The 13,814-nt window shown below is 51.8% G+C and carries 9 protein-coding genes; 1 reads left to right on the plus strand and 8 read right to left on the minus strand.

What is annotated here, in order from left to right:
* Positions 1-4 precede the first annotated feature (4 nt).
* From B0F88_RS03880 to B0F88_RS03915, 8 genes are all read right to left on the minus strand, one after another.
* Entirely contained in the window at positions 5-2,305 is a 2,301-nt protein-coding gene (locus tag B0F88_RS03880; RefSeq protein ID WP_104422622.1) for a LodA/GoxA family CTQ-dependent oxidase, read from the minus strand.
* 17 nt (positions 2,306-2,322) lie between these two features.
* A complete protein-coding gene (locus B0F88_RS03885) occupies positions 2,323-4,422 on the minus strand; it encodes a tyrosinase family protein (RefSeq protein WP_104422623.1) in 2,100 nt (699 codons plus the stop codon).
* A 65-nt stretch (positions 4,423-4,487) separates the two neighbouring features.
* The gene (locus tag B0F88_RS03890) at positions 4,488-6,230 is read right to left on the minus strand and encodes a multicopper oxidase family protein (RefSeq protein WP_104422624.1); all 1,743 of its coding nucleotides are present in this window, start codon (positions 6,228-6,230) and stop codon (positions 4,488-4,490) included.
* 592 nt (positions 6,231-6,822) lie between these two features.
* Positions 6,823-7,578 carry a peptidase gene (locus B0F88_RS03895; RefSeq protein WP_104422625.1) on the minus strand — a complete coding sequence of 252 codons (756 nt, stop codon included), beginning with the start codon at positions 7,576-7,578 and terminating at the stop codon, positions 6,823-6,825.
* Positions 7,579-7,724: 146 nt separating this feature from the next.
* Positions 7,725-8,738, minus strand: coding sequence for an L-threonylcarbamoyladenylate synthase (locus B0F88_RS03900; protein WP_104422626.1), 1,014 nt, complete (start codon positions 8,736-8,738; stop codon positions 7,725-7,727).
* Positions 8,735-10,564, minus strand: coding sequence for a sodium-extruding oxaloacetate decarboxylase subunit alpha (oadA, locus tag B0F88_RS03905; protein ID WP_104422627.1), 1,830 nt, complete (start codon positions 10,562-10,564; stop codon positions 8,735-8,737). Before oadA ends, B0F88_RS03900 begins: the two co-directional genes overlap by 4 nt.
* Before the next feature lie 15 nt (positions 10,565-10,579).
* Positions 10,580-11,998, minus strand: coding sequence for an acetyl-CoA carboxylase biotin carboxylase subunit (locus tag B0F88_RS03910; RefSeq protein ID WP_104422628.1), 1,419 nt, complete (start codon positions 11,996-11,998; stop codon positions 10,580-10,582).
* Positions 11,999-12,004: 6 nt separating this feature from the next.
* Complete coding sequence (locus B0F88_RS03915) at positions 12,005-12,673, minus strand: TetR/AcrR family transcriptional regulator (protein WP_258076554.1); 669 nt, start codon at positions 12,671-12,673, stop codon at positions 12,005-12,007.
* Positions 12,674-12,875: 202 nt separating this feature from the next.
* Between B0F88_RS03915 and B0F88_RS03920 the strand changes: the two genes are divergently transcribed.
* Positions 12,876-13,799: a bestrophin family protein gene (locus B0F88_RS03920; RefSeq protein ID WP_104422630.1), complete on the plus strand. Its 924-nt coding sequence runs from the start codon at positions 12,876-12,878 to the stop codon at positions 13,797-13,799.
* Positions 13,800-13,814: the final 15 nt, after the last annotated feature.

Raw genomic sequence — 13,814 nt, forward strand, 5'->3', positions numbered from 1 at the left:
TAGGTTAAGTGTTTTTGTTAGGGTTGAGTGGATCTTGGGAAAACAAGTATTCGCTTCCTTCGCGTTCGATGCTGTAAAAACGGGCGTCTTCCGGGCCGGTTGACGGCACTTTATCGCTATCGGGTTGATAAGGGTTTTTGATAATGAAGCCCAACTTCCACCAATCGCTGACCATTTTTAAATCGCCCGCGTTGGTCTGCTGAATGCCCCGGCTCCAGGTGGTCCAGGTGACCGTCGGCTGGCCATTGTCGAAACCGGTCAATTCATTGGATTGCAGCGGTCTATGGGCCGGCCACCAGAGCGTGTCCCAAACCTTTTCCTCTCGCGCCATCTGTACGTTGTTTCCGCTGGCCGGGGAAATGTTATTCCAGTCGGCGTAGGTGATATTGATCGATTGGGTGGTGCATTCGTTAAAATCCGCCTGCCAGGGAACGCCTGAATATTTGGTCAAGTCGCCCGGTTGCAGGCCGGCGGCGAAGTCGTTGTCCTGGCTCAACGGTTCATCGATGTTGAAGTTCATTTCATTGATGACATGCGTGGATTGACGGACAGAGTTGGCTTGGGCCGCGGACTGCAAAAAATCGGACAGGCTGCGGTCCGCCTTGATCCGGTAGGGCGTCCAAAAAATAGCCGGATTGCGCATCACCCAAGACAGTTCGCCGCCGGGGCAAAATGCGCCGCCCAAGACATTGCTGAGTACGCCGCGGTCCAATCCGTTCCCTGTCTCCGGTAACGTTGAAGAATAAGGAAAGTACACCGGATAAGTTGCCGGATCGATCCAACCTTCTTCCATTTCGTTGATGAAGTAACCTTCGGCCCATTGTTTCAGAATAAACAGCTGGTAATCGGTCAGTCTTAAAAACTTGGTCACCACTTCATTGGTCAACGGATTGTCGCCGCATAACAGCGGCATCAACGGCAGATTATGCACCCGGCTGCCGACTTTATCCTCGACCCTGAACTCGTTATCTTCCCCGCTGCGGCGCATTAAATCGAAGATGAAGGTTCGCATCGGCCCGTAAGGATCGCATTCCTTATGATTATCGGGCTTATGGCGTGTTCCGGTATAAGCTTCGCCCAAAGAGGCGTCGCGCGAAATATAGGCGGCCGCTTCCGGGGCAAGTTTTTTATCGGCCTTGTTTTTATCGCATTTAGGCGTCATGCCCAGCTTATTGGGATCGAATGTGCCGCGGTTTTCCTGGTCGTGCGGAAAATTAGACTGGGCCAACACGTCGCAAAGGTACAAAAACTCGTTAGGCCTGAATAAAATCGGCCAGATGTCCCGGTAAAACCACGGCTTATAGGCCTTGTTCCAGGTAAGACGGCTATCCAGCCACTGGCTTAGCGCGGTCTGGTCGTGAACGGGTATGGTTTCCGGGTTGTCGAAACTGCCTATCCGACCGTAAATGCGCGTATCGGCGGCGAAATTGCGCAACGACAAATCGTATTGCACGTCGTCCATGGTCACCATATCGAGAATTTGCGGCACGAAGCGCGGATAGCCTACGACGACCCAGGCCGGGTATTCCACATCGATGTAGCGTATTTGCTCAACCTGTTCGGAATACATCACCAATCTGGCCATGACCGGCCCGTCGGAAATATCGTCGTACCAGCCGTCATTGTTGGAAAAGTCGGTGATATGCGGCTCTCCCGGCCCGGATTTCTCGCTGCCGGAGTTGCCTAAACCGCCCAGCACCAAAAGCCTGCCGGTGTCGTCGGTCAGTATCTCGCCCAGCGTGTCTATATCGTTCGGTTGCAAACCTTTAGGGGGGAAAGTCGCCGCATAAACGCCGTTACCGGAACGGTCGAAACTCGCCCTGCGCAAATTGGTGCCGTTCACGCTGCGCGGACCCGGATCGATAATCAAACGGTCGCGGTTTTGCTCCGCAGCGTTACGGCGCGGGTGATCGGCGGTATAACCGTGTTCGCCGGAACGGGTATTGAACTCGTACCAGGAGGCTTTTTTATTGGCCAGATAAACCCGCCATTGAATGTCGACCAGGGTGCCGCGGTTGCCGCCGCCTTCAACGTGATCGCCGAGTTTCAACGGACGGCCTTCCGGGCTCGCTTCGTCAAAGGCGAAAACCTGGAAACGGGCGGCTTGGCGTTTTATGCGCCCGTTTTCGTCCTTGAATTTTTTCACGAATACCGGGCCGGAAAGATCCGCAGATAAAACCGGATTACCGGCCTCATCGCACGCAATCGGCATTCCGGCGGGTGTTTCAGGCGCAATGTAAAATTCGGTTTCACTGTTGCCTAAGCGAGCGATACCGATGCCGGGATATATTTTGTAAATAGCCACTAGATGATCTCCTGCAATCAATCGAGAAAGTTCAACGATACGCCTTCCAGTTTGAGAAGGTCGGTATCTTCCGCATAGTCGGCGCCGATTACCACGAGCGTAATCTGCAACTCGCTGACGTTGCTTGCGAGCAGTTTTTTGGCGCACTCCGTGACGTCGATCCGATGATTGCGCGGTGCATTGTGGCTGCGTGTTCTATGGTCGTGATCGCGCGCCTTGGGCGGCGGCGTGTCGCAGTGGCCGGGGCCGCCATAACAGGCGCCGTGGCCGAAGATGGACAGGTAGCCCGCATAATGCGGATTGCCGTCCAATTGCGTTTGCGCATCGGCTCCCGGTTGGTTGAGAAACGCGCGGACGAAACAGGAACGCGATAATTGCGGCACCCAGTGCAAGCGGATCTCCGCTTTACGGAAACCTTGAGTCACTTCATTTATCGGTATCGGCTGGGAAATAATGCGCCCAACCGCAGCATCAAGCCCGACCGGAATGAAATAAGAGCAGCGCATGTATTCATAGCCGAAGCGCGCCGTATCCAGCATGTCTTGAACGGTGTAATTCCAGGGCGATAAAATGGCGTCCAAATCGGTCGGTATGCTGCTCGGGTTAAGCCGTTGCCATTCCGACCAGATACGGTCTACATTGACGTGAATCGGCCAGAAAACCGGGTCGTATGATGCGGTCAGGTTGCTGAACATGTCGCCGTATTGCGGCTGAGAGTACAAATCGGAACGGCTGTGTAACGCGCGTCCGCCGACCCGAACCATCGAGTTGCGCTTTTCGCCCAGCAAGGCTTTTGCAGGGCGGGAAGAACTTGCAAGTTTATGCGCGTCATAGGATGCGCCCTCGCCATAATCCGGGTTCATGCCTCCGGTCCAGATATGCATGGTGTTGTGCGGGTTCTGGTCGAGAAAGCCGAAGGCGCTGTCGTAAATGCTGCCGCCGCCGAAGTCCCTGAAATTGTTCAGACTCATAATCTGGCGAATATCTTCTGCGGAAGGGTAGTGATAGTGAATCGCTTGGTTGATGGTCTCGCCGCCGTATTCCGCCGGATAACGCAACGGATAGAAGAACGGATTGGAAGCGAGTAAAGCATCGATCATTCTTTGCCGGTTTTCGTTCTGCGGATCAGGCGTCAGGTACCGGTAACCGATAACGTTGTAAACATAACGGAAGAACAGGCTTTGCGAAGTAAAGCGCTGCCTGTGCTTGGCCATGTGCAGGAAAGCCAGTTTTTGCTCTTCGGATGGTGCGGGTTTGAGTTCGGCTATCAGTTTTTCCGCCTGAGCCACCGTCAAAAACGCTTGAAAAGACTTGGGGATAATCCAGCCTTTCTGGGCGCATTCCGGCCGATATTGCGGCATCACCCAATCCCAATAAGGCAGCATGATGTCCGGGTCGTAATCTTGCAGGTCTTGCTCGAATTCGTAAAGGTAAGCCCTGTGCCAAGGCAGGAAGCGTTCCCAGCCATGCTGGCAGTGGTTTTGATGGTACAGCGCCTGATTGTTATAGCTGCGCACATCTTCTGGCCATTTATTGAGTTTATACAGATGGCGAAAGGCATCGCCCAAACGTTTGAGTTCAGGTTCGGTCATGCAATCAAGGTTGACGCGCTGTTTTAATTCTCCGGGCCGGCTGGGGCTTCGAGTCCCTGCAACCGCCACATTCAGTTCGGCAATTTCCCGTACCGATAATCCCGACGGCAGGGCTTCTGCCTGTATGCTGAGTTCTATCGTACTGGCGTGGTCATCAGCCGGGCAGCCGTCGTCGATCCAATCGCTGATATATTCAATGTCCTCCGGCGATACCGCTATCCCGCCCCAAGGCAAACGGGGAAATTGCGAACCGTCGAATGGCGATTCCCCTTTTAATCCGCGTATCAACGCCGATGCGGCGCCCCGATGGCAGTCGCTTTGATCGGCCTTGTGGCCGCAACAGCTGGAAGCGGGTTTCGGTGCGATCAGGCCTATATCGTAAATAACGGCTTTTTTCAGTTGCTCAGCGCCGCGATCCCAAAATCGCCCTATCCCGCCATAGTCCGCCTGGCTGTCTTTAGCGGCTTCATTCAGTATTTCTCTTACGCGTTCATAGCGCGTAACGTTGACTTGTTGTTCTGACATATAAAATCCTCTCAATAGTACCGGCTGAGAACGTTAAATCGCAGCCGGTACTGATGGAACGTAGCTTAATGATGATGGGGGAGACGCGTGCCGTCGGCGGTGTCTACCACTTCTTCGATCTCCATCATGCCCAGGTCTTCATGGTCGAGAATGTGGCAATGCATGACGAATTGGCCGATGAAGTCCGTGTATTGGGTATAAACGTTGGTGACTGCCGGGCCTTGCACCAGTAACGTGTCTTTCCAGACCAGTTCGGGATTGCCGTCCGGCCCGGTTCTGGACCATTGGAACGGATTGACATGAATATGAAAGACATGCGGCAAAGGAGGAATCGGATTAGCTACGCCGGTAGGATCGCCCACTGTTGTCAGCGACCACATATCGGTCGCGTTGAGCGACAGCTGCCTTATATTGCCGGGACTGAAAGCACGGTAGTTGACCTGGAAATAGTTCCGGTTAGGATCTGTTAAGCCTTGGCCGAGTTTGTACACGACTTCTTGCACGCCGTTGGCTGTTTTGCTCAGGTCTGTATTGCCGAACGGCGCTAGATGAGCCATTTCCTCGCTGGTCGGTAAGGCCATGTCTTCGGTTTCCTCTGTCACCCGGAGTATGGCCAGTAAGTTTTCAGGTTCATCCGCTTGGCGCAATGATTTGGCTGATGATGTCGATTGATCGATAATCGGGTAGTCGCCCGGCTTTGTGCTTGCCTTGATCAGTACATCGCTACGATAGCCGGGCTCCAGATCGATGGGGGTTCCTGCTTCCCAGGTGTCGATACGTCCCAAATAGTTGCCGTCCAAGGCAATCTCATGCAGATCGTGGTCTTTGACCGCAAACTGAATGGATTCACGGAAAGCGGTGTCGACCAAGCGCCAACGCTGTACTTCGCCGCGCTTCATGGTGATGATGGGGACAAGCTGCCCGTTGATGGTAATGCGGCGTTTTGAACAGGGCCAGGTTCCATAGTTGCCTGAGGCCTTGCTGCAATCTTTCGGATTAGGCTTGGAAGGGCCGGGGAACAGTGTTGTAATCCTGTCGAGCTTTCCTTCTTCGTTATAAAGAATGGTTTGCAGCATAAAAATCTTTTCGCGGGCATTGGCCGCCAACAAGGACTTGGGCGTGGTTGCGGGATTGTCAGCGACGATAATTGCACCGCTCATGCCGCTGCCTACCTGAATCGAAGTGGAACCGTGGGCGTGAGCGTGATACCAATAAGAACCGATAGGGTGAGTCGAGGGTACTTTAACTTCATAACCGAACTTGTTTTGCGGCTCGATGGCTATCAGCACATTGTCGCTGTTACCGGTCGGCGAAACGTGCATGCCGTGATAATGTAAATTGGTGGTATTAAATGAAGCGGGTGTCGTGGCGAGATAAGCGTGCTGGTTCTCTTGCTCGAATTGTCTTCGAATTTGATCCGGCGTTTCCTTGGGTAACTGGTTATCCAGTTTCAGGTTTATGGTATCGCCTTGTTTGATGCGTAACGTCGGTCCCACCAATTGCCCATTGTAAGTGCGTAAAGTCAACGGACACCCTCCCAGCGAAGTGGTGCGCGGATCGGTGTACTTTACCGACATATCGGTATTCAAGCTGCCGTTGACCGAGACGATTTCCGGCGGATTTTGGAACGGTTTGTTGCCGTATTGAGCAGGATCGATGTTCTTGTATGCGCAAGCGCTATCGTTGGCCGCATTGACCGATGGCGTAAACAGCGCCAGCAATAGAGCTCCCAGTAGCAGCGGCAGCGGCGATGCATGTCCCTCTGAAGGATCAGGCAATTGTTGAAGATTATGTGTCGTTAGTTTCATATTCCGTCCCTTCGTTATTATTAATTAGAAATTGATTTGGGATGACAGCTATGGCCTACGTGTTTTTACGCAGTGTCGGTTCAGAGCATATAGAAAGAAACCGGCGCTGTATGTCGGTTATAGCTTAATGTTTGATAGTCGCAGGCTTACAGCTAAAGCATAAGGAATACAGGCGCTTATAAATCCATGTAAATCAATGGTTAAACGATTTTTTTAGGCGGGAGTTACCTGTATTGATTTGAAAATAATGCAAAGAAGTCATTGATTTTCTTTATATCGGCTAGATCCAGCGCTTATCCGGTCTTTGCCGGAAAGATTCTAACGGTGAGTTTTTTTCCGTTTCTTGGTAACGCGATGCCGGCGAAGAGGTTTTGCTTGAGACAAACGGCTCCAATTACAGTTTTTTGGCTGTTGGGAATGCTTAATTGAGAGTGGAAGGCTTGAGGCGCCGTTGTGATTATTCAACAGCGTTATCGAGGGAACGGCTTGAAGCGCCGCTCCTCAAAGAATGAAAGAATGCAAATATTCAAATCTTATCTGTATTCCACTGTATTTTGACAGGGCGGCGCAGATACGCGTTTCTTTTTCCAATTTACAAATCGACCCGCATGGCTTTCGATGCCTGTTTATTGAGGCCGGGCAGTGCAGCTATCGCTTCCCGAAGCTTGTTTTCCCAGCTGCGCCGAAGTTGCAGCAGATAATCGTCATCGTCATCAAAGCAATAATATTCATCAAAACTGAAACTGTTTTTGCGGTACATGAGCATTTCTACCGGCGGCCCGACACTGGCGTTGCTGCGGATCGTCGAGTCCATTGACACCAGACAGCAGCGCGCGGCTTCGTCTATGGGCGTACCCAGCTTAAGGAACCGGTCCAGTATCGGTTTGCCGTATTTACTTTCACCGATTTGTAAAAACGGCGTGTTGGCTGAACTGGTTATGCTGTTGCCTTCGGCATACACCATAAAAGCGCCGTGCGGCTCATCGCCGATTTGGCCGGCTAAAATAAAACTGGCCGACGGGTTAAACGCCGATTGTCCTTCGGGGTTGATATGCTGCTTTTGTTTTTCGACGCTGACATGACCCAGGTAGGCCGCGGCCTCGGACAAGCACTCGACATTATTGAGATTGACGCCGGCATTCTTGATCTTATCGCGGTGCAGCTGCTCCAAAACGGCTTGAGTGGTGGCAAGATTACCGGCGCACAGTAAAACAATCTTGCGGTCATCGTTGGTTTTAAAGGCATGCATTTTGCCGTGGGTACTGACGTTATCAATACCGGCGTTGGTTCTTGAGTCGGAAACCAGAATAAGTCCTTCGTCGATAGAAGCGGCAATACAATAAGTCATAAAAACATTCGGTTTGTTGTGTTTAAAGATACTTTTAAGCCATTATCCAACAAAGCAACGCCAACGTCTACGCCAGTTAAAACAGGTCTGGCGGTCTTTAATCAAGTGGAAGCTCCGCATGCAAGAACCAGAGGTACTCATCGTGGTTAGAGAGCGGCAGCCTTGCCTAGCCTGTCATTAATTGCTCGCCATGCTTCCGTTTGCGGAGGTTGTTCTATCAGAATGATATCGAGTTGCAAGTTATCCAACTCTCGTAGCGCCGTATAAAAGCTTTGCGCATAGCTAGCGGCTTGTTCGGGTAAGCGCAAAATACGGACTTGACCGGTTTCAGCTATGTCCAGCCGATAGTTCAAAACACCAATTTTTTTGCCTGCGGCAGTTAAATGTTGAATCCTGTCCGGCAGCAATTCCGCCCGGCAACGCATGGCCGGTGTGGTCGGCGCATAATGTACCGCCATCATGCCCGGCGCACGGATGTCTTCCGATATTTCCGGGGCCGGTGCGGCTGGCGTTGACGGTGTTAACAGCTCAATCTGCAAAACGGCTTCAATTTGCTGTTGGGTGATATGTCCCGGCCTGAGCAATCTCGGCTTGCCGCCGCTTAAATCGATAATCGTCGATTCAACGCCGACCCGGCAAGCGCCGCCGTCAAGAATCATATCAACCGCATCGCCCAGTTCTGCGCTGACATGTAGCGCTTGAGTCGGACTGATCCGGCAAAAACGGTTGGCCGATGGCGCGGCAACGCCTCCGCCAAAGCTTCTTAACAAGGCCAGCGCTACCGGATGATCGGGTATACGCAAACCGACCGTTTGCTGGCCTCCGGTAACCGTCGGAGATACTCCGGCTTTTTTGTTCAAGATCATTGCCAACGGGCCCGGCCAGAACCGATGCGCCAGCTTTAATGCGGCTTCAGGCACGGTGGCGGCCCAATCGCCAAGACTGTCAATATCGGCGATATGCACAATCAACGGATGATCTGTCGGTCGTCCTTTGGCTTTAAATATAGCCGCGACGGCATCGGAATTGCCGGCATCCGCGCCAAGGCCGTAAACCGTCTCGGTCGGGAACGCGACCAGACGGCCTCGTCTTAATAAGTCAGCCGCATGATTAATCGCGTCAGCATCGGCAATAACGGGCTTGATGCTATTTTTACTCATGAACAGGGTATTATCTCAATCAGCACTTCCTCGGGGTTAGCCGGTTCGCCTTTAACCACATGCACGGCTTTAACGGTTCCGGCTATCGGTGCAGTCACTTCCGTTTCCATTTTCATCGCTTCAGTGATTAAAACGGCTTGCCCCGCAACCACTTGCTGACCGACTTTGACCAATACTTCGAGAATGTTGCACGGCATATTTACCGCCACATCGCCTTCCGCCGAAGGCTTGGCGCGCTTACTGGAAATCGCGCTTTTAACCGCGCCCTGGGTGCCGCCGTCCAGAACTATTTCGTCCAATGTTTCAACGACAATCTCCTCTGGAACGCCGTCCACCATGAAATAAAAATGCCGTAAAGTCTGGTTTTTCGGGCCGGCGCCGGTGACTTTGACGTGATAAGACTCGCCATGCAGCGCCACATTAAACTCGGTAGGCGCTTTTTTAACACTGTCTATCGCTTTCGCCTCGATCTCCAGCGGCTCAGGCACTAAAGCGCTATTCGAGCGCTGTTCTAAAAACAGCCGACCCACTTCAGGAAACATCGCATAGCTCAGCACGTCTTCATCATTAAGCGCCAGCTCGCCGATTTCCTGGCGCAGACTATTAAACTCCGGCTTGAGCAAATCGGCAGGGCGGCAGTCGATGACGTCTTCGTTGCCGATCGCGCGATTTTGCAAGTCGCGGTCAACGGCTGCCGGGGCCTTGCCGTAACCGCCTTGCAGATAACGCTTCACCTCGTTGGTAATGGTCTCGTAACGTTTGCCGGTCAGCACATTCAGTACGGCTTGGGTGCCGACGATTTGCGACGTCGGCGTGACCAAAGGCGGATAGCCGAGGTCTTTCCGCACCAGCGGGATTTCCTTGTACACCTCGCCGATGCGATCCAGGGCATTGCGTTCTTTCAGTTGATTGGCCAGATTGGAAATCATGCCGCCGGGCACCTGAAACACATGCACCTGGGTGTCGATGCCGGTGAATTCGCTCTCGTAACGATGATATTTTTTCCTGACCCCGGCAAAATAACGGTTTACGTTTTGTAGTTTATCCAGATCCAGGCCGGTGTCGTAATCCGTACCGCGCAATGCCGCGACCAGGCTTTCGGTCGGCGGATGGCTGGTGCCGCCCGACCACGACGAAATAGCCGTATCGATATGCCGACAGCCCGCTTCGATGGCTTTGAGCTGGCACATTTCCGCCAAGCCGGAGGTTGCATGGCAATGCAGATGCAGCGGCAGGTCTATCTCGTCTTTAAGCGCCTTGACCAGTTCGCCTGCCGCATACGGCGTCAGCAACCCGGCCATGTCTTTAATCGCAATCGAATCGCAACCCAGCTCCGCCAAGCCTTTGCCCAACGCGACAAAACCGGCCACGTCATGCACCGGGCTGGTGGTGTAGCAAATCGTGCCTTGCGCATGTTTACCGGCGGTTTTGGCGGCTTCGATAGCGGTTTTAAGGTTGCGGATGTCGTTAAGCGCGTCGAAAATCCTGAACACATCCATGCCGTTTTCGGCGGCTTTGGCAATAAACGCCCGCACCACGTCGTCCGAATAATGCCGGTAGCCGAGCAGGTTTTGCCCGCGCACCAGCATTTGCAAAGGGGTAAGAGGCAAGGCCGCTTTCAGTTTAGTTAAGCGCTCCCAAGGATCTTCTTTCAGGAAGCGCAAGCAGGCGTCGAACGTCGCGCCGCCCCAGCATTCCAAGGACCAATAGCCGATCTCGTCGAGCATCGCGCAGGCAGGCAGCATGTCTTCGGTGCGCAATCGGGTCGCGATTAGAGACTGGTGGGCGTCGCGAAGAATAACGTCGGTAATATGAACTTTTTGCATCTGTTTTTCCTTGTTTTACAAGCCGGTATGGGCAGCCATGACGGCGGCGATAACGCTGGCCAGCACTTCGGGCCGGGGTTTATTGGAGTAATTGACCAGCTCCGGGTATTTATCGACAAAGCCGGTGTTGGAGGTGGCGGCCCGAAACTCGGGATGGCGCAGAATTTCCAGGTAATAGGGGATGGTGGTTTTAATGCCGAACAAGCCCATGTCTTTTAACGCCCGTTCGCCGCGCTTGATCGCGTCTTCCCAGGTCATCGCGCTGACGATCACCTTGGCCAGCATGGAATCGTAATAAGGCGGTATTTCGTAGCCGGTATAAATCGCGGTGTCGGTACGCACGCCGGGGCCGCCGGGCGCATAGTAGCGGGAAATCCGGCCGAAACTGGGCAAGAAGCCGTTTTGAGGATCTTCGGCATTAATCCGAAACTGGATCGCATAGCCGCGCCGGACAATTTCGTGTTGTTTGAAACGCAAGGTCAATCCGGCGGCCACCCGTATTTGCTCTTCGACGATGTCCACGCCGGTCACCGTTTCGGTAATGGTATGCTCAACCTGAACGCGGGTATTCATTTCCATAAAATAAAAACGATCCTTATCGTCGAGCAAAAATTCCACGGTACCGGCATTGGTATAACCGACGGCTTTGGCGGCAAGCACCGCAAGACCGCCGATGTATTGGCGTTGCGCTTCGTCCAGCTGCGGAGACGGGGCGATTTCGATCAGCTTTTGATTGCGCCGTTGGATGGAGCAGTCGCGTTCGTAAAGATGGATGGTATTGCCGTGATGGTCGGCCAACACCTGGACTTCAACATGCTTGGGGTTAATCACGCATTTTTCCAAAAATACGTCGGCGCTGCCGAAAGCTTTGGTCGCCTCGGAAATAACCCGTTGGTAATTGCGCTGCAATTCCTCGGCATTGTCGCAGCGGCGTATGCCGCGTCCGCCGCCGCCCGATGTCGCTTTAAGCATGACCGGGTAACCGATGCTTTCGGCCACCACAAGCGCCTGTTCAACATTGTCCAGATTGCCGTCGGAGCCGGGCGTTACCGGAATGCCCGCCGCAATCATCGCTTTTCGGGCTTCGGTCTTATCGCCCATGCGGTGGATCACATCCGCATCGGGGCCGATGAAAACAATGCCGCGCTCTTTGCAGATCCTGGCGAATTGCGCGTTTTCGGACAGGAAGCCGTAACCCGGATGAATCGCGTCGCAACCTGTCGCCGCAGCCAAATCGACCAGCGCATAAACGTTAAGATAACCGGCTAAAGGCTCGCTGCCGATGCAATAAGATTCGTCGGCCTTTTTTACATGCAGCGCAAAACGATCCGCATCCGAATAAATGGCGACCGAGCGTATGCCCATTTCGGCACAGGCGCGAATAATCCGCACCGCAATTTCGCCCCGATTGGCAATCAGGATTTTACGTAACATAAGCGTTTATTCCTTATCAAAACTTGTCGATTGCAAGCTGGAAAACACCAAATCTTCCAGAAACCTTACAATTTCCGCCTCATCTTTATTTTTGCCGAAGTCGGTCAGCGACGGCAGATGATTCATAAAAAAATTCTGGAAATGCGCCACTTCAATAATGGTGGACGCTAATGATTTCGGGTATTTGTATCGGGGGTTACACTCCAAAATCATATTGCCGATAACCGCGCAAAGATCCTTGTAAGGTTTAAACAAGTGATCCTTGTTATCTTCGGATACTCGTTTGTTCAAATAGGCTTTGGTGCCTTCGGTAATAATGATTTGGTGAAGGAGGCTTTCATCGACGTAACTGGTTCTGATGTCGTCTTCCACCGTGGTAGCCAGCAAGTTAATGACCCTTTTTAGCTTAACAACCGGGTCGTTAATGTTGTTGGTCTGAAAGCTGACCTGATATTCAAGCCAGCTCCAATACCAGGCGGTAAGATAGATCAGTAGCCTATGCTTGTTTTCAAAATACCGGTAAATGCCCGCCTCGGTTGTGCCGATAGCTTCCGCCAGTTTTTTAAAGGTGAACGCTTCAAACCCGTTAAGGTGAATTAACTGAATGCTGTGCAGAATGATTTTTTTGCCCAGTTCGGATTGCTCGGGATCCCTGAGAAATAATTTTTCATTCATTTTAATTTGCAACTGTATTTCCATAGATTTCCGATGTGGCTTGTTTTCTGACTATTAATGCATTTGATCCGGTTGCTTTAGCACGTTCTACGCGCATTGGAAAAAATGATAGCCGAAAGTATTGCAATTTGTAAAGATAGTATTACTATCTTAAACGAATGGTTTTGCTGTTTTTATTTTTATTCTAAATCGTGAGCAGAGTATGAAAGAATCTTTACCGTTACATAGCAACAAGGACGAATCTCCGGTTTTTTTGCGTGGAGCTTTAATGTGGCGGGGTTCGGTTACGCCGCGTATTTTTTTCAGCCTGCTGTTAATGACTTGTTACTGTTTGTTAATAGTTGCATTGGATCAATACTGGCGACCTTTACCGCATCTTGCCGTGACTCCGTTCGAATATACCGGCGTGGTGCTCGGTTTGGTTCTGGTGTTTCGAACCAATGCAGGTCACGAACGCTGGTGGGAGGCTCGGAAATTATGGGGAGGCATTGTTAATCAAAGCAGAAACATTGCCATCGAGGCTTTAAGCTACGGCGATATTTTGAGTATCGGTTCTCAAGAGGGGGGGTGGCGTAAAGAAATGGTGAAGTGGACCGTTGCATTCTCATTTGCAGCGAGAGAATCTCTGCGCAACGGCAAAAACTTCGATGATTTAACCGATTTACTGAGCGAGCAGGAGCTTGATGCGCTGACATCCGCTGCACACATGCCGCTGTTTGTTGCCGGTAAAATAGCGGAATTATTGCAGCAGGCACGGCTTAGTCGTCATATCGATGGCTTTGTCTTTATGGAAATGGAGAGTCAACGGATTTTGCTGATCGATCACATCGGGGCTTGTGAAAGAATCCTGAAAACGCCCATGCCATTGGTTTACGCAATCAAAGTAAGACGATTCATTTTGATGTTCTTATTATTACTGCCGTTTTCATTAATAGAAAATTTGGGCTTCAGCGCGGTATTTGTTTTTTTTCTAGTGGCTTATCCATTGCTGTCTTTGGACAGAATTGGTATTGAGCTGCAAAATCCATTCGACACCAAGAATTTAAGCCACTTACCCTTGCATACTATTTGCGACACTATAAAACTTCATTGTCTGGCATTGCTAAAACAGTCGCAGCCACAGTAACCCATACTGGATTTT

Source organism: Methylobacter tundripaludum (genome assembly GCF_002934365.1).
In the GTDB taxonomy this organism is placed as follows: domain Bacteria; phylum Pseudomonadota; class Gammaproteobacteria; order Methylococcales; family Methylomonadaceae; genus Methylobacter_A; species Methylobacter_A tundripaludum_A.